Genomic DNA, 18,519 nt, shown 5'->3' with positions numbered 1-18,519 from the left:
ACGCCACCAGTAAACTCTGGATCTTCTCCACGAACAGCTGATTCTGCGCCATTGACACCACCTGTGAACTCTGGTACTTCATGAATCACTGGATCTGTTTTACCTGTTTCAACTTTCTTAGTTCCGACTAGTACAATCTCATCTTGTGGTTCTTCAACAACTTCGCGAAGTTTTTCAGTACGGCTTCCATCCAATGCTACTTCGGTGATGATACGTTCTTTACCTTCACGACCTACTTGAGACACGCTAGTTTTACCTTCTGGAAGAGTTGGATCTTCTTGCTTCACTGTCTTGAAGCCTCTTGGTTCTTCAACTACCTCAAGACTTGGTTGACTAAAGCTCAATTCTTTAACACCTTCAGCTGGCTCAGATGTTCCTTCATAAGTACCAACTTCGATGACACGATCTTGAGCTTCTTCACGTTCAACCTTAACTGTCTTACGTGTATCTCCATCTACTTCTACATAAGTCGTTACTTGACCTGCTTTACCTTCTGAAACAACTTGTTCCTTACCTTTAGCTAGGAAGGCATTCTCACGACGAACAGTATTAAAGGCGATTGGTTCTGTCGTTACTTCAAGACTTGGTTGCGTTTGAACTAAGACCTTATCTCCTTCAGCTGGAACTGTTGAATGTTTCACTTCCTCTTTCGGAGCAGCTTGAAGTTGATTGATAGAAGCTAGGGCAGCTTGTAAAGCTTTATCTACTGCATCTTGAGTCTTAGCTTCTTCGATAGCAGCAAGAGCTTGCTCTGCCAACTCAACCAGTTTCTTCTTAGCTTCCTTATCGCTACCTAGTTCAGTAGTCTTTCTTCGAATTGCCTCAGCTAAACTTGACATTGCCTTTTCGTAGTCAATCGTTGGCTCTTCTGGTTTGCTTGGTTCTTCTGGTTTTGGATCCTCTTTTGGAGTCGCTTGAAGTTGATTAATACCAGCTAGAGCATTTTCCAAAGCCTTATCTACTGCATCCTGAGTCTTAGCTTCCTGGATAGCAGTAAGGGCTTGCTCTCCAAGTTCAACCAGTTTTTCCTGTGCAGCTACATCATCTACAAGTTCAGCAGCTTTTTTCTCGACTGCTGCGGCTAATTCTGCAATCGCCTTATGGCGGTCAACTTTAGGCTCTTCTGGTTTGCTTGGTTCTTCTGGTTTTGGATCCTCTTTTGGAGTTGCTTGAAGTTGATTGATAGCAGCGATACCAGTTGCCAAAGCCTTATCTACTGCATCCTGAGTCTTAGCTTCCTGGATAGCAGTAAGAGCTTGTTCGGCCAACTCAACTAATTTCTTCTTAGCTTCCTTATCATCACCAAGTTCTTTAGTCTTTCTTTCAATCGCTTCTGCCAGACTTGCCATAGCCTTGTCGTAGTTTGGCTCCTCTGGCTGGTCTGGTGTCGGTGTGTCATCTGAACCGTAGTTGTCTTCCTTATCAAGGATAGCTTGTAAGGTTGTAGCTGTCAGCATCAACTCTTGCGCATCGACAGTGCTTGCTGAAAGTTGTTCTGATAATTTGTCCAAGTTTGTCTTGAAGGCTTGACGCGCCTCTGGAGTGTTCTTCAAGCTTGTTTGGTCAAATTTAGCCAATTCATCCTTCCAGTTCTTCATAGCTTGAACTAATTCTTCTTTGGTATAAAGAGCGCTATCTTCACCACGAGTGATGAACTGGTCAACTTGGATACCAATATTTCTAGAGGTATCATTTCGTTTTGGATCCAATTGCAAGGTTACAGCATGCCAACCTTCTTCTAGCCCAGTCAAACGAACGAGAGTCTGATCGCCTTGACGTGTAGCTGCTGTACCACTGAAGTACTTCTTGCCATTGACATCAGAGGCATTTCCTTGACCATCTTGATACTCAAGTTCTTTACCATCCAGAGTTACCTTGTAGATACCATGTCCAGGATCAACAAAACCTTTGATTTCAAGACCTGTACCGTAGAAGTAAGCTGTTACGCTTGCATTTTTCTTTTGCTCTTCAGTCAAACGACCAAATGATGCCCAAGACTCAGTGTTTTGGTATTTGCCAGAAGAATTGGTTTCATGGTGCCAACCTGGGCTATAGTCAAGTTGACTGGCCTGATCATCGTGACTTACTTGATCTTTTTGAAGCAATTCAGCCTTCATTACTCGAACAGTTGCTTCAGTTGCAAATCCAAGCAAGGCATCGTCTGAAGCGCTAGTCATTTTCACTTTAAAGTCAAAGATTGAATCAGCTTGTTCAGTAAAGTCAATTGTCGGAATTGTCAAAGTCTTTTCTGTTTCACCATCTTGGAAGGTCAAATCAGCTGTTGTATCTTTATAAACCTTACCGTGAACCCCTGTTCCTGGCTCAGTCACAACATGAACTGTCGCAGCTCCTTTGCTACCACCAACACGTTTGATGGTTACAGTAACTGGTTGGCCTTTTTGAACTTCATAGGTTGTTTCTTTCAACTCAAACATACCTTTACCAGCATTATTGAGCGTGTAGATACCTTCAGTTGCAATAGCTTTGCCAGTTTTGTTAACTAGTTTGATGGTATGTTCACCTGGAGCCAAGTCATCTGTTTCATAAACCATCTGGCTACGTTTACGAGCTGCATTATTGGTTTGAACATCTGCAACCTTTTGTCCATCAACGTAAACTGACATTTCGCCGTGGTTTGGATCCACTGTAGATACGACATAAGCCTTAGTTCCGTTGAAACGGTAAGTTACGCTTGCATCTTTTTGGTTAGTCCACATAGATGTTCCGCGGATACCTTCAGATTCGTCATACCAAGTTGTATTTGCTTTATCTGCTGTTGTATTTGAATGGTAGTCCAATCCAAGAGGGTAACCATCTGTCTTCTCGATACTGCTTGGTGTCTTATAAACAGAGAAGTTTGTCAAAATAGGAGTCGCTTGCGCACCAGTAATAGTTACACGAATCTTTTGCGCTTCTACTGGTTGACCTTGGATAAGGCGACGATAACCAACAGTTGAGCCTTCACCGTATGGTACCCAACGGCCATTGAGTTCAACTTCAACCTTGAATCCAGAGATACGCTGACCTTTAGCGATGTCTTCTTTGAGTTCAATCACGTCAAAGCGTCTCTTTTGACCAAGATCGACAGTAAATTCACCTGTCTTCGCATCATTTGACAATGCCCAGCTAGTATCATCCTTACCATCTGTCAAATGACTTGCTTGATACAAGTGATTCTTACGAGTAGAGCTTGCAGTTACAGTTGCACCCTTAGCAAAGTCAGTCGCATACATTTGATCCAAGGTTGCTCGGAATTCTTTCAAGCGAGCCACGTCTGCATCTGCGAATTTACCTTCTTTATTAGGTGGAATATTGAGTAGAAGTGGCGTTCCCCGACCAACAGACTTGAAGTAGATATCCATCAAATCTTTGATTGATTTTGGCTGTTGATTGTCATGGTAGAACCAACCTGAACGGATAGAAACGTCTGCTTCACCTACAGAGTACATATCACCATCTGGATCTCCGTGGTTGAGATAGTCATTTCGAACATCATCAGTGATTTTAGCTTTCTTGACCTTATGCCAAACTGGATCTCCTGCGATACCACGTTCATTACCAATCCAACGGACGCTTGTCGGTTGTGCAGAGAAGATAGCGATATCTCCTTCAGCTTCCTTGATATATTTGAACCATTCGTCAAAGGTATAAGTTACTTTTTGAGCTCCACTACCACGCGCACCGTCCATCCAAACTTCGATGAATTTACCATTGTTACCGTATTTAGGATTTCCAAGGATTTCCTTGAGTTGGTTGAGATAGTATTCGTTATACTCTTTCTCAGTTGCAACATGATATTTAGGGTTATTAGCATCCCATGGTGATAGGTAAACACCCATATTCATGTCATACTTAGTCGCTGATTTAGAGATTTCTTCGAGAAGGTCTCCCTTACCATCTTTCCATGGACTAGCAGCAACCGTATGGTCTGTATATTTAGATGGATAAATCACAAAACCGTCGTGGTGTTTTACAACCATGATTGTTCGTTTGAATCCGGCATCCTTCAAAGTCTTAATCCACTGGTCTGTATCAAGGTTAGTTGGGTTAAAGTTTTGAGGATTTTCTCTACCGTTACCCCACTCAGAGTTGGTATAAGTATTCATACCATAGTGGATGAAGGCGGCCAATTCTTCCTTGTGGTAGTCCAATTGAGCCTTACTTGGCAGCGGTCCATAGTTTCCAATTTCTGTTTCTTCATCTTTTGGATCAACCACTGGAGTGACCGGTGTTACTGGTTTTGGATCTTCAATTTTTTCGTATTCAAAAATAACTTGATTCACTCCTTTTTGCTGGATGGTAGCTTCTTGGCTTGCATTGACTGCACGGTAGCCCGTGATTTCTTTAGCTTGGAATCTATGGACAAAGGAAACTTCATATTCTTTTCCTTCGTTGTTGTCCACAGTTGCTGGTGCCAATTCTTGATCTGTACCTTTCAAGCGGTAACGAACGTCGAAGGAACCTTTATTGACCTTATAAACAACCTTGATAACGCGAGTTCCTGCAGGAGCCTTGCTCACAACGCTATAATCATCTCCCCAAGCATCTTTCAGTTGCTTGTTGACAGCTTTTCCGTCAATTGAGACAATCTCATATTTGTCTTTATTCTTCTTGTAGAAGTCGGTCTTCTCAATTTCTGTTTTATAGTTATAGTCAAATTGAGCTCCAACTTCTGTCTTTTCAACAAAAGTATCGTTTTCTTTGACTGGATTATCTTTCTGGTCTACGTGTTCGATAACAACTCGTCCATATTCAACACCTTCAAGAAGAGTTGCTACACCACTTTCATCGAAAGAGTATTTATTTTCGCCAATAACTGCTGTCTTATTTCTGAGCATTTCTCCCTCTGGAGTGAAATAATAACGGCTACCGTTATCGCCTTGATACCAGCCTTTAACACCGTATTTATCAATGATGCCTTTAGCCCATGCTAGTTGTTCTGGAGATAGGACAAGACCTCCACCGAAACGGTCTTTTTCAGGAATGTTCGCATTATCAACTGTACCCCGTTGGTGAATACCGATAACTTTACCATCACCGTTGAGGATACCTCCACCTGAAAGACCTGATACAGAAGTCAAACGATAAGTAACACCAACTGTTCCCTTATCATCATACTTTTCAGTACCTTTAACAACACCATCAGCCTTATACAATTGACCAGGTACGATTGGTTCTTTCAATTCTGGAGAAGTAGAATCTGTTGGGTAGCCGATCGTGCTAACTGGCTCACCAGGGTTATAGGTACGGTATTCAGCTAAAGGAGTAAAGGTTGCAGCCTTATTTGGGCTTGCAATCTGTACTGGAACTGGAGCCACAACCAAGGCTAGGTCATTTTTGTACCCTTCACCAAACTTCTCTTTATTCCAGAAATGGATGTCCTTTTCTTGGAACAAAACAGTTTTTCCTGAAGTTGGTAAAGAATTATTCTTAGCAGAATTTGAACCTACATTGTAATAGAACTTAGCAGTGTCACCACCTAAGATATTACCAGCATTGGTTTCGGCATCCTTCTTCAAGAAATTATGAGCCACTGTCAACATGATGTTTGGAGCCACAAAGATACCAGAGCCAGAATTGAGGTAACGCTGAGTTCCACCACCTGCTAGAGGTGAACTGAAAATTGTATAAACCATCGCTGCTGATGTAGCTGGTTGACCTTCATAATTGATATGCTTAAGGTCTTGCCCGCCATTGATAATGGCTCTATTTTCTTTTTCACCTTCAGATGGAGCCACTTCTGTAGGTTTCAAAATGCTCTTAGTCTCTACTTGTGGACTTTCTTTCTCTGAAACAATGGCTGAAGTATCCATTTTTTTCACTGGCGTATCAGGATAAGCACGGTCAGGAATTTCTTCAGGGAGTAAATCACCTGCTTCTTCTACTGCATTTTCTGCAAGAGGAGCTGGTTTTTCAGCCACTTCTTTGACAGCTTCTAGAGTTTCCGTGCTTGTAGCTGCCACTTCTTTTGCTTGACCATCCACTTCAAGTTTTGGTTCTGTCACAAGTTCACTAGCCGCAACATTCCCAGAAGCAAAAAAAGCAAGACCAACTGCGACAGAAGCAACACCAACAGTCAGTTTACGAATACTAAATATTCTACCTTTTTCTAAAAAATATTGTTTCATCAAATACTCCTACTATTCTAGAGCAGTCAGCTACTGCCCAAGCCCAGCTTAAGCTGGCGACATTTTTTGTTTGATTCCCTAGCTTAAAACTCTGCTCCTAAGCTATTTATTTTTGGGTAAGTTCTTTTAGAGAAATCGCTTACATTTTTTGAAAATAAAATAAGGCTCAAATTAGCAAAAATTTTACCTAGAGTTTCTGCAGTATAATAAATATACTATATTATCCTGAAAAATGCAAGGGCTTCCAAAAGTTTAACTAGATTTTTACTGAATATTTTTGCCACTATTTACCACTAAAAAATCCTAAATTGGCAAGGCCAGCTTAGGATTGTTTTGTTTTGAAGTGATAGTATGCACCAAGCATACCTGCAGTATTTTGATGACGCGCAAATTCTAATCTTGTTTTTTCCGCTAGACTTGGAACAAGCGCATTTTTTAGAGCTTTACGAATTTTTGGTTTCAAAATCGCTTCCTGCCCCATAATACCACCACCTAGTATAACAACCTCAGGATTGGCAACATAACAAATGTTAGCAAGACCTTTCCCAAGATAGTCTACCATACGGTCAATTCCCTCCATACAGAGTTTATTGCCTTCTGTAGCTTCTTTGAAAATTCTACGACCATTCCAATGAGCCACTTCCTCATCATGAGCCTTGGCTACATACTCAACCAAGGCAGTTGTAGAAGCTAGATCTTGGAAGTCTCCATCTTGCATGTGCATGTAGCCAACTTCACAGGCAGAATTACTAAAGCCATGGAAAACTTGGCCATCAATGATTAAGCAACCACCGATACCTGTTCCAATTGTCAAGCAAAGAGTAATACTTGCGTCCTTTCCAGATCCTGATACAGCTTCCGCAAGACCTGCGCAGTTGACATCATTTTCAATTTCACAAGGAATTCCAAAACTTTCTTCAATTTCCTTTTTAAATTGAGTACCGGCATAATTTGGAATCTGTGGACCTGCATAGAAAATCTCACCCTTATCAGGGTCAACCATTCCCGCAGAGGAAATGGCGACACCTGACACTGGACCTTTTTCTAGATAGCTAGCTACGATATCTTTTGTTTTTTGTAAAATGTGGGGACCACCCTTATGAGCCTCAGTTGCTACTTCATGAGACTCTACAAGTTGTCCATCTTGGTCAATCAAACCGTATTTGATATTAGTTCCACCAATATCAATTGCAACATAATTAGCCATAAAGCCTCCTGTTGATTAGAGGAAACGCTCCTTAGTTTCACGAATCAATGCCGCAGCTGCTTCAACAACTGGACGATCTTCTTCGGTCACTGGTGTAAGTGGAGAACGAACTGATCCGATATTAAGTCCTTCATTGATTTTCAAGACTTCTTTGATGACACAGTACATATTACCATGTGCTGCAGTCAATTTACCGATGATAGCGTTGATAGCGTATTGCAATTCACGCGCTGTTTCTAGGTCTTTATCTGCAATCAATTGGTTGAGTTTCAAGAAGAGTTCTGGCATAGCACCATAAGTACCACCGATACCAGCTTTTGCTCCCATGAGACGTCCACCTAAAAATTGTTCGTCTGGACCATTAAAGACGATATGATCATCACCACCAAGACTAACAAAAGTTTGGATATCTTGAACTGGCATTGAAGAATTTTTAACACCAATGACACGTGGGTTTTTCAACATCTCTGTGTAAAGACTTGGAGTCAAGGCAACACCTGCCAATTGAGGAATGTTGTAGATAACGTAGTCTGTGTTTGGTGCAGCAGCACTGATGTCGTTCCAGTATTTAGCAACTGAGTACTCAGGCAAACGGAAGTAAATTGGTGGGATTGTTGCGATAGCATCTACCCCCAAACTTTCAGCATGGCGAGCAAGTTCGATACTGTCTTTAGTATTGTTGCAAGCCACGTGAGCAATGATGGTCAATTTACCTTTGGCAACTGCCATGACTTCTTCCAAAATCAACTTGCGGTCTTCAACGCTTTGATAGATACATTCGCCAGAAGAACCATTGACATAAAGCCCTTGAACACCTTTATCAATAAAGTATTGTACCAAGGCACGAGTACGTTCTGGGCTAACTTCACCCGCATCATCATAACATGCGTAGAAGGCAGGAATAACACCTTCATATTTTTTTAAATCTGACATAGATTTCTCCTAAGATTTCTTATTTTCTGCACTGGGCAGATGATTTTTTACTATTTTAGTATACACCTTGTAAAAAGCGCTTTCAATACATCTCAGCCACTTAGATTTTAATTTCTAGTTATTGTTTGAATATTTTCTCAATTGAAAGTAGTTTCATCTCGCTTTCATTCTGATTGATATTTAGCAAACAATTTTTCCATTAATCCAGCTTGCCAAAAGGCAAGAAGACCAAAGCCAAATAGTAGAAAGGCAGAGCCACCCAGTACAAGAGTAAAGCCTGATACATAAAGAACCATTACGATTAAGAAGAGGATTGCAAGCATCAAGAAGAACCAAGGAAAGTTGAAACTCACTAAGAGCAAGCCCCTTTGAAGCACTTCTTTCCAAGTCAATTCGTAACGCGCTGCGATAGGATAACTTGCTAACATCACTAATGTCAAAAAGATTAAGATCCCTAGACAGATGGCTTTCAGCACCTGAAAAGCTAGACCTGCTTGTCCCCAAAATAGATATAAATCAAGCAAGCTAATTAAAACAATTCCCAATTCCAACAAACCTAGTTGAAGCCCCAATCTCAGGTTTTGCTTGAAGGCTCTAATATAGATTTTAAATACGGGTACTCTTCGACTTTTCTTGATTTCGAACATAGTCTGATAGAGACTAATCTTAGCTACTCCGATGGTCACAGTAGGCAAACAAGACACAACAAAGAGTAGATTAGCAGTCACGATATCCAAAACCTTCTCACTAAAACGCATGAGGACATTATCCGTATCAAATGCTGCCTTGAGTAATCCGGATCCTTTCTGTGCCATTGTTTGCTCCTCCTAACTTACTAATCAATTAAAATTTTAAACAAATGTTTACGAACCTTGTCTTCCATGCCAGCATAACCATTTGGCTGATGAGGTTCCCCTGGAAAGAAAATCGCAAAGTTGTGATAACCCAATAAAAGTGGGTATTGTTCATGACAGTGGACGAAGCCGATATCACTTGCCTCGTCAAAAGCTACAGCCTCGTCTTTAACACGAGAACCATAGCTTGAATACTCATGACCTTCTACCAATAAATGCAAGTCCGCATAGTTTTTATGATGCTCAAAGCGATCATTTTCTTCTTGGTTAAGGACATTTTCTTGTACAACTAGAAAGACCTTATCTCCGTCAATCTCATATTTCCCAAGTTCAAAAGACTCTTTTCGATGCTCGTAGAGATAATCAATGGCCTTATCTAGATTTGGATGAATCCCTTTATAAAAGGTGATATTTTTTAAATCATCAAAAATCATAGTAATTCCTTTAATTGATTGTTAGCTTCAGACAAGAAATGTCTGGCTAGTAAGTTTATAAGTGTCTAACAAAACTCCATGAAGTAACCAACTCCTCTCCATTTTGTAGACACTTATATATCCTGTATTCTCTTAGTCTATCAACTATACTTCTGCATACTGATAAACAGATTGTACTATATTCAATTTTCGCAGAGTATTAACCTTTAACGGCTCCCATAGTAATACCTTGAGTGAAGGATTTTTGGAAGACAAGGAAGACTGTTACGATTGGCACAGCTGCAAGGGCTGCACCTGCCATGATTAATCCATAGTTAGTTGCCATCTCGGCCTGCATAGTTGCAACCCCGAGTGAGATGGTCAAATTGTTGCGTGAAGTCAACATTACCAACTGCATGAAGTAGTCATTCCAAGTATTGATGAAGGTAAAGATTGCAAGGGCTGCAAATCCAGGCTTCACGATAGGGAAAGCTACGCTCCAGAAAGTACGAATCTCACCACATCCATCGATTTTAGCAGATTCGAGCAATTCTGTTGGAATGTTTTCACTGAACTGTTTCATAAGGAAGACCCCAAACGGCCATCCGATCAAAGGCAAGATAACTGCCCAAAGAGTATCATGGATTCCCATGAAGTTGACGATACGTACCAATGGTACAAGGACAACTTGTTTTGGAAGGGCCATGGCAGCGATAAAGATAGCAAAGAGGATACGTTGACCATAGAAACGTTTCTTAGCCAATACATAACCTGCTAGAGATGAAGTTGCACAAACCAAGAACATAGTTACCAAGGAAATGAAGACTGAGTTCCACATCCATTGCAAGGCTGGGTTTTGCACCATCAATTGTTGGAAGTTCTCCATAGTTGGAGCTTTAGGGAACCATTGTGGTGGAATCATAATGGTATCCGGTTGTGATTTGAATGCACCTGTCAAAATCCAGTAGAATGGAAAGATGAAGAGTACAGTCAACAAGAGCAAAATGATAGTTGAAATAACAGTGAAGGCTGTTAAGGGTTTCTTTTGTGTAGATTGCATAGCTGTCTCCTTTCTCTTAGTATTCTACGTCGTTTCCAAGCACTTTGAATTGAACAAAGCTTACGATAGCAATCATGATTGCCAAGAAGACACCGATGGTATTAGCATAACCGTATTCTGTCAATTGGAAGGCTTTTTCGTAAAGGTAGTACATAAGTGTACTTGTTGAGTAGTTTGGTCCACCAGATGTCAAAAGCTGAATAAGGGCGAAACACTGGAATGAGTTAATCGTTGTGATGATTGCGATATAAAGAGTTGTCGGAAGAAGGCTTGGCCATTTAATCTTCCAGAAAACTTGAAACTCAGTAGCGCCATCAACACGCGCCGCTTCAACAAGTGAATTGTCAATATTTCCCATTGCCGCGATGTAAAGGATAATCGGTTGACCAACAGAAGTTGTCAAAAGGATAATCATAATCGCCATCAAAGCCCAGTTTTTATCTCCCAGCCAAGAAATGTTCTGGCTGATAATATTGCTTGACTTAAGGACAAAGTTCAAAATACCTGATAGTGGATCGTAGATCCATTTCCAAACAACCGTAACGGCAACACTACCAGTAACAACAGGTAGGAAGAATACGAAACGGTAGAAAGATCTAGCAACCGCATTTTGTTGGTAGGTTTGTGATGCCACAAAGAGTGAGAAGAGTACAACGACCGGTACAGATCCGATAACCAAGATAACGGTGTTGATTAAAGACTTCATAAAGACAGGATCTTTAAACATGCGGATGTAGTTGTCCAATCCCACAAACTCAAAGCTAGTCATCGAGTAGTTAAAGAAACTAGTGATGAAGCCCATGATCATTGGAGCTAAGACGAAGACGGTAAAGAAGATTAATACTGGTGCTAAGAATGCGTAGGAAATAACTGTTTCCCGCATACGGATTTTATTGACTTTCACAGTCGGCACCTCACTTTCAAATAGTTTTTGTTTTTTGATTGTCGTCTGACATTGATGTAAAATCAAAATGAAATTTTTTCTAAGATTAGCCTATGTAAGAACTTCATTTTAATTTTGACCTGTCAGTTCCTTACATTTTAAACAAAAGTCCCCCTTTTCGTGTACGAATGTTCACAGGGAAAAGGGGGGACTCAACTTTTAAATTAGGGCTTATTGTTTAGCTGCTTTTTTGATAGTTTCGTTTGCTTTTTCAGTGAATGCTTTCAAAGCTTCTGCTGGTTGCTCATCGCCGTTTGATACAGCTTGCAACATTGGGAACCAAAGAGTTCTCATCTCAGCAAATCCATCAATTGTGTTGTAGTATGGTGAGTAGTATTGAGTCCAGCCACTGATTGTTTCCATACGTTTGTCATCGTAAAGTTTACCAAATGAAGTACGAACTGGGAATGCGCCTGTACGAACAACGTCTTTAGGACCCCACTCTTTATCATCTGCGATGAATTGGATGAATTTCTTAGCTGCTGCGACTTTCTTTTCGTCTTTGTTATTAAATACTGCAAATCCGTTTACAAGGTATTCAAGAGCTGGTTTACCTGAGTCAGATGGGAATGGTACTTCTACCACTTCAACTTTACTTGCTTCCAAAAGTTTAGCTTGGATACCGTTTTGAGCTGGTGCCCAAAGGATTGTGTATGAAGTTTGACCGTTTGCAAAGTTTTGGATGTCTGCTCCACCGTCAAATTGTGAACCGTTGTTCAACAAACCGTCTTTGATCCAGCCAGCTGCTTTTTCAAGACCTTTGACAAATTTAGGATCGTCAGTTGTATATTTAGTTACTTCTTTATCAGTTACAGAACCGCCGTAAAGGTTAGAGATGAAGGCACGTGTTCCTTGGTCTCCCCCTTGACCAGAACTGAACAATGAACCTGGAGTATATCCTTTATCTTTGAGCGCTTTCAAAACTTTTTCAAAGTCGTCTGTTGTCCAACCTTCTTTAACAAGGTTAGCTACACCAGCGTCTTCCAACATTTTCTTGTTCATAGCCATGTAGAATGGTGCAGAACTGATTGGATACATGTAAGCTTTGTCGCCAGCTTTACTTGCTTGTACGATGTTTTCGTTGTTAACATCTTTAACAAATTCATCTGTAAAGAGGTCATTCAACTCAGCCAATTTACCATTTTTACCGTAATTGATGATACGACCTGGTGCATCGAAAAGTACATCTGGAGCTGTACCAGCTTCGATAGCTGTTGTGATTTTTTCTGGTCCAGATTTGAAGTCGATTGTTTCTAGTTTAACTTTGATATCTGGATTTGCTTTTTCGAAAGCTTCGATGATAGATTTTTCATAAGTTCCAACACCGTCACCAGATTTTTCTTGAGTAAATACTGGGAATGCCCACCAAGTAATTTCTGTTGTTGCTGCATCGCCTGATTTGGCAGCATCTTTGTTAGCGTCTGATTTGCCACAAGCAGCAAGTGATAGAACCGCAGCACCCGCAAGTACTGTACAAGCTAGTTTTCTAAATTTCATTTGTATTCTCCTAAATGATGTTAAGCGTATCCGAATTGGATAAAGAGCAATGTCGACTTTGTATACGTTTTCATTTTTTCCTACTAATCAACCACTCTCCTCGTTTTTTATATGATGTTACTTAAGACCGGCAACAAAGCGTTCCGTAATCTCTTTTGGTCTAGTAATAGCGCCACCTACAACGATGCCTCGCACTCCATAACCTAGGATTTGCTTAGCTTGTTCTGGTGTGTGAATTTTTCCTTCAGCAATGACGTCCACCCCTGCGTCGCAGAGTTTCTTGATGAGTTCAAAATCTGGGCCATCCACTTTTGGACTGTAAGAAGTGTAACCTGATAGAGTTGTACCGACAAAGTCAATTCCTGCCTCTACTGCTGTTAAGCCTTCTTCAAAGGTACTTGTATCCGCCATCAATAATTGATCTGGATATTTTTCCTTCACTTGGCGAATAAATTCTTGAATCTCTAAGCCGTCATAACGTTCACGCTTAGTACAGTCAAGAGCGATAACTTCGATATCAAGCGCAGCTAATTCATCCACTTCCTTCATTGTAGCAGTAATGAATGGTTCTTGTGGTGGATAGTCTCGCTTGATAATCCCGATAATTGGAAGTTTTGTAACTTCCTTGATTTCCTTGATATCTCGGACACTGTTTGCCCGAATACCAACCGCTCCACCTTGCTCTGCTGCTTTGACTAGCAAGGGGATTACTCCTCCCGCTTCTGTGTAGAGCGGTTCATGAGGAAGAGCCTGGCAAGAAACAATGATTCCATCTTTAATCTGTTCAATCAAAGCTTCTTTACTAATTTGTGGCATCCACTTTCCTCCTTTTCTTTTTCTTTGTGCTTATGTGACTATTATAGCTCATTATTAAAACGCTTTCAATATTTTGTACTAGAATAGATTGAAGTTTCAAAACAATTTTATGCAACAATTCATCCTGAAAGTAGTTTCAGACGTCTAAAATCCCTCCCAGTACCTCTCAAATCCTTGAAAACATCGCTTTTTACTCGTAAAAATGAAAGAAAAAGGCCGTAACACCTTCTGGTTACGACCCTTTCTAGTAAGGATCAAGTTTATCTATAAAACCTTTAAATTTTATCTATTGCACTAATATTCTTTTTTCTTACCCATGGCGAACATGCCAAGAAGCATCCCCACAAGTCCTACACTTGCAAGAGTTGCAGCATCTTCATTTCCAGTTTCAGGAAGAGCTTGCTGACGTGTTGCAGGCGCTGCTGGTGCCTGATAGGTCTTGTCTTGTGACATGGCCTGAACTACAATCTCTTGCTCACCTTTGAATTCTGGGACTTCATGTACAGCTGCTTCTGCACCATTGACACCGCCTACAAATTCTGGAGATTCTGCTCTTGCTGCTTCTACTGCGTTCACACCACCTGTAAATTCTGGTTGTTCATGAACCGCTGCTTCTACACCATTAACTCCACCTACAAATTCTGGAGCATTGGCTACGGCTGCTTCCTCGCCATTGACACCGCTATTGAATTCTGGAACTTCATGTACGGCTGCTTCTGCACCGTTGACAGCTCCTTCAAAGGCTGGATTCTCAGGAGTGACAAGACTGTCGATGTTGACACCACCGCTAAATTCTGGTTGTTCATGAACTGCTGCTTCTACACCATTGACACCACCTGCAAATTCTGGAAGTTCTACTATCGGTGCTACTTCTTCACCTACTGTACCAATAGGTTCAGTATACTCTGGGAGCTCCGTTACAGCTGCTTCACTACCATTGACTCCACCAGTAAATTCTGGAAGTTCAGCAGTCGCAGCTTCTACACCATTAACACCACCTGTGAATTCTGGTACTTCGTTAACAGCAGCTTCACTACCGTTGGCAGCTCCAGGAATACCTGCTCCTTCAAGACTCACTGGAAGGTTGTGCATACTCTCGATAGCTCCAGAAGCAAGTCCAGTTATCTCCTGACCTAGATCTGACTTATCTATTGTGAATAGCAAAGTCTTAGTATCGTACTGGGTCATAAAGTTTATTTTTTTACCATTTGCCAACTGAAGTGTTGGGATTTTGTTAACCAAAACTTCTGAATCAAATTCTACTGCAAGAATTCCTGGCCATTTTTCAATAACATTTTTAACTTTGGCTTCTTTAGGAGAAATTCTTTCCTTCGTTAAGAAATCCCAGTTGAATTTCTTGAAGGATAGAGTATAAGGATTGCCACCAGCTTCATGATGCTCGTACAAGAGACCAAATTCTTTTGGTCCGATCTGTTGAAGTGAGTTATAGGCATACTCTCCTTCTTGAATCAAATGATGGTGCAACCAAGTCAACTCGCCATCTTCTTCTACGCGAGCTACTCGAATATAACCATTCTTACGACCTGGGCCATTGGCATTTGCTAGAAGGATGTACTCTTTACCATCTTGAACCGTATGAGTCGCCGCCATTTGAACATAAACATCAGGTACATCATAGCGTGCTACATAGTTGTCCCATGTAATACCACCATCATGACTTGTCGCAACCTGCAAATCACCAGTCAAACCACGCATAAAGAGTTTTAACTGACCATTGTTCAGCTGAACAACTGAAGCCTCCGTATTTTGAGCATAGTAATTATTCATGTTGCTTGAATCAACTACTGTACCATCATAAAGTGTACGGTTGTCATTGACACCGCCACCCATATGCCAAGTCTTACCATGGTCATCTGAGTAGATGATGCGAGACGATTGAGATCCGTTGAGGTGGTTGGTTCTGTTTGTCGTATAGACAGGGACGACAATCCGACCTTTATGAGGTCCATTCTGGAGGGTAATGCCCACTCCAGGTCCCACACCTAAGAATTTCATCCAATCAGCTTTGACCATTGGAGTAATATCTTGTGGTGCAGACCAAGTTTTACCATCATCATCACTGTAAGACATCCATAGGTAGCTGTCTTTAGCAATTCTAAATGGAGAAGTTTTATTACTTGTAAAGTAGATATTTCCTAGTAGCTGCTCACCTTGATAAAGATCGCCTTTATCACTATAAGCAGGTTTGACAGGATTTACAACAACACGGTAATCCGTTGCCTGACCATCTGGTGTGTAGACAACACCATCTTCACGAATAGTATAGGCTCCATTTTCTCCTTCACGGTATAGAATTTGATAAGTTTTTCCATCAATTTCCTTATAAGCAACTTCTCTTTCAGAAGACATTCCGAAGATTCCTTTACCTTCTGGGAACATATCGTAAACTGAGAAGATTCGTTTAGTTTCCGTATCTTGGACCAAGACCATGTCGATATTCACTGGTGAACCGACAGATGGATCATTGGCTTTTGGGTTGTCACGAAGATTGGTAAGAGTGATGCGATCGCCCCATGTTTGGCCCTTGTCTTCACTTCGTTTAACGACCATACCGATATCACCCCAATCATAGTGGTGTAAGCGGCGTTCGTCAGCACCAGCAATCAAAGTTCCCTTGTCAGTCTTAAGGAGGGCTGGAATACGATAGCTATTAATACCATCTGGATTTGACTGCCCATTTTTACCAGCTTCAAAGACATCCTTTTTATCTGTTATCTCAGCTCCTTCTGGAAGCTTTTTCTCTAATTCGGATCTTTCAAATAGGTAGCTACGATTTTGAACTTCTTCTGGACTCAAGGCACGATCGTAAACAGTTAGATTACGAACTTGTAAGCCTGCCCCCCAAACCATACTTCCTGCACGATTTGTGGTACCAATTTGCATATGATTTACATCAGGCATATCTTTAATAAAGCGTCCTGATTTCTTACTTGTTCGTGACAAAACTCCGTTTACATAGAGACGAACTTGCCCATCTGGAGAATCTGCACTTGGTCTTTCAACTGTAAAGGTTACTGAGTTCCACTGACCTGGTTTGACTGTTAATGGTGCATCTGTGTATCTATCATAAAATTGATTTCCATCTTGATCGCGGCCCTCAATCAAGGCAACGTTGTTATACACAGCCATTGTAAAGTATTCATTTCTTACCTTATCACTTGATACTGAGAAAAGGTTGTAAAATGCTGGTGCAGAAGCATCTGGTTTGAACTCCATATGAATGGTCGCATTTTGAAGCTGTTTCAGTTTGTCCAATTGCTCTGTCAAATCAATTCTATTGCTATTTGCAGCATTAGTCTCTACATCTTCCTTTTCAAGAACAGTATTGGCGTTCTCTAACTCTCTAGCATAATAATCACGTGGAAGCGAAGCTGGATCTTTTTCGGTTTCTCTAGTTGCTTCTGCTGTTTCTGCTGTTGCAGTTGTCTCTGTTCCAGTATGTGCTTCTGTAGATGTATGTGTGACTGTATCTACTCCATTAGACTCAGTAACATTCTTTTCAGTATCTGCTACTTTTTCAGTTTGACCCTTGTCTACTCCAAGCTCAGTGATCTCATTACTGGTAGCTGTTGATTCTTGAGCTAATACTGGTGACGCACCGAAAACAACTGCTCCAATCACAACCGAAGCTGTCCCAACTGCAAATTTACGAATTCCATATCGTTGTTTTTTTTCAAAATGACTATGTTTCATTTCTTGTCCTTTCACCCCGAAAATAAAGCGCTTTCTTTTTTGCTTAAAATTTTTAGTCCCACTGACTAAATTTCAAAAATAAATCTATTTGACGAATGAGTTTCCTCCTGCTGTAACGAACATTCATCTCTTTTCATTACTTCGTTAAACAGAGAATTTGCTTCTCCTTTCATTTTTATCCTACCTACATTATATAATAAATTTTCATATTTTTAGATAGATTAATATATAACAGATTCCACTTTTAATATTGTGGTCATATTTTTATTTTTCTGAAACTACTTTCTGATTTTTGAGTAAATTCTTCGCTTTGATTGCCCTACATTTGAGGGGCATATTTTATGAAGCGATATTTTCGATAGACCTAGCATTAAACTTCTCCTACCTATCTTTTACCCCAATAATTCCCAGATATAAAGAGAGTGGGACAGAAATCGGTAATTCGTTAGAATTCGATTTCGTCGTCCCACCTCCGCACAGTTGAGTAGGGCTGTAAAAGCTGATGAAATCAGCGTAGAAGAGCCCACTCAACCACTGCGTCTTGCTCGACAATCCAAAGACAATTGAGAGACTAGGACTTTTGTCCCAGCCTCTCCTTCTTATGCAAAATCAAATTTCTCGATGAAATTTTTCAGTTTTAGCTATTTTATTAATCTTCTTTTTTCTTGCCCATGACAAACATGCCTAGGAGCATTCCTACAAATCCGACAGAGGCAAGAGGAGCAAGATCTTCACTTCCTGTTTCAGGGAGGAGATGTTGATGCGCTGCAGGAGCTTGATAAGTATGTCCTTGTGACATAGCCTGAGTCACAATAGACTGGTCACCCTTATACTCTGGAACCTCATGGACAGTCGCTTCAGCACCGTTTACACCACCCGCAAAAACTGGGATATCTGAACTAACAGCCTCTACCGCATTTGCGCCACCTTCATAGGCTGGAACTTCTGAAATTG

Annotated in this window: 11 protein-coding genes; all 11 read right to left on the bottom strand. The window is 40.8% G+C overall.

Annotation, left to right across the window (positions count from 1 at the left end):
- Positions 1-6,128: SIALI-17 repeat-containing surface protein (locus tag HMPREF2987_RS05880; RefSeq protein ID WP_257375146.1), on the bottom strand; the 6,128-nt coding region annotated here is incomplete at its 3' end.
- A 322-nt stretch (positions 6,129-6,450) separates the two neighbouring features.
- Complete coding sequence (locus tag HMPREF2987_RS05875) at positions 6,451-7,335, bottom strand: ROK family protein (RefSeq protein WP_075229738.1); 885 nt, start codon at positions 7,333-7,335, stop codon at positions 6,451-6,453.
- A 15-nt stretch (positions 7,336-7,350) separates the two neighbouring features.
- Positions 7,351-8,268, bottom strand: a complete 918-nt coding sequence (locus HMPREF2987_RS05870; RefSeq protein WP_049548138.1) for a dihydrodipicolinate synthase family protein — start codon at positions 8,266-8,268, stop codon at positions 7,351-7,353.
- Between the two features lie 164 nt (positions 8,269-8,432).
- Complete coding sequence (locus HMPREF2987_RS05865) at positions 8,433-9,083, bottom strand: YesL family protein (RefSeq protein WP_075229737.1); 651 nt, start codon at positions 9,081-9,083, stop codon at positions 8,433-8,435.
- A 20-nt stretch (positions 9,084-9,103) separates the two neighbouring features.
- Positions 9,104-9,556, bottom strand: a complete 453-nt coding sequence (locus HMPREF2987_RS05860) for a NanQ anomerase/TabA/YiaL family protein (protein WP_075229736.1) — start codon at positions 9,554-9,556, stop codon at positions 9,104-9,106.
- Positions 9,557-9,755: 199 nt separating this feature from the next.
- Entirely contained in the window at positions 9,756-10,595 is an 840-nt protein-coding gene (locus HMPREF2987_RS05855) for a carbohydrate ABC transporter permease (protein WP_075229735.1), read from the bottom strand.
- A 16-nt stretch (positions 10,596-10,611) separates the two neighbouring features.
- Entirely contained in the window at positions 10,612-11,478 is an 867-nt protein-coding gene (locus HMPREF2987_RS05850) for a carbohydrate ABC transporter permease (protein ID WP_083312423.1), read from the bottom strand.
- A gap of 231 nt (positions 11,479-11,709) precedes the next feature.
- Positions 11,710-13,035 (bottom strand): ABC transporter substrate-binding protein, encoded by a 1,326-nt coding sequence (locus tag HMPREF2987_RS05845; RefSeq protein WP_075229733.1) that lies wholly within the window; start codon positions 13,033-13,035, stop codon positions 11,710-11,712.
- Positions 13,036-13,152: 117 nt separating this feature from the next.
- Positions 13,153-13,851, bottom strand: coding sequence for an N-acetylmannosamine-6-phosphate 2-epimerase (locus tag HMPREF2987_RS05840; protein ID WP_049548142.1), 699 nt, complete (start codon positions 13,849-13,851; stop codon positions 13,153-13,155).
- 294 nt (positions 13,852-14,145) lie between these two features.
- On the bottom strand, positions 14,146-17,565 hold the full coding sequence (locus HMPREF2987_RS05835) for an SIALI-17 repeat-containing surface protein (RefSeq protein ID WP_075229732.1): 3,420 nt from the start codon (positions 17,563-17,565) through the stop codon (positions 14,146-14,148).
- 649 nt (positions 17,566-18,214) lie between these two features.
- Positions 18,215-18,519: SIALI-17 repeat-containing surface protein (locus tag HMPREF2987_RS05830; RefSeq protein ID WP_142995369.1), on the bottom strand; the 305-nt coding region annotated here is incomplete at its 5' end.

This window comes from Streptococcus sp. HMSC067H01 (assembly GCF_001814775.1).
Classification (GTDB): Bacteria; Bacillota; Bacilli; order Lactobacillales; family Streptococcaceae; genus Streptococcus.
This window is presented reverse-complemented; position numbering and strand designations above follow the sequence as displayed.

Excerpts from the sequence above, each read along its gene's own strand:
- HMPREF2987_RS05875 (WP_075229738.1), bottom strand. The coding sequence starts at position 7,335 with ATGGCTAATTATGTTGCAATTGATATTGGTGGAACTAATATCAAATAC.
- HMPREF2987_RS05870 (WP_049548138.1), bottom strand. The coding sequence starts at position 8,268 with ATGTCAGATTTAAAAAAATATGAAGGTGTTATTCCTGCCTTCTACGCA.
- HMPREF2987_RS05865 (WP_075229737.1), bottom strand. The coding sequence starts at position 9,083 with ATGGCACAGAAAGGATCCGGATTACTCAAGGCAGCATTTGATACGGAT.
- HMPREF2987_RS05860 (WP_075229736.1), bottom strand. The coding sequence starts at position 9,556 with ATGATTTTTGATGATTTAAAAAATATCACCTTTTATAAAGGGATTCAT.
- HMPREF2987_RS05855 (WP_075229735.1), bottom strand. The coding sequence starts at position 10,595 with ATGCAATCTACACAAAAGAAACCCTTAACAGCCTTCACTGTTATTTCA.
- HMPREF2987_RS05850 (WP_083312423.1), bottom strand. The coding sequence starts at position 11,478 with ATGCGGGAAACAGTTATTTCCTACGCATTCTTAGCACCAGTATTAATC.
- HMPREF2987_RS05845 (WP_075229733.1), bottom strand. The coding sequence starts at position 13,035 with ATGAAATTTAGAAAACTAGCTTGTACAGTACTTGCGGGTGCTGCGGTT.
- HMPREF2987_RS05840 (WP_049548142.1), bottom strand. The coding sequence starts at position 13,851 with ATGCCACAAATTAGTAAAGAAGCTTTGATTGAACAGATTAAAGATGGA.
- HMPREF2987_RS05835 (WP_075229732.1), bottom strand. The coding sequence starts at position 17,565 with ATGAAACATAGTCATTTTGAAAAAAAACAACGATATGGAATTCGTAAA.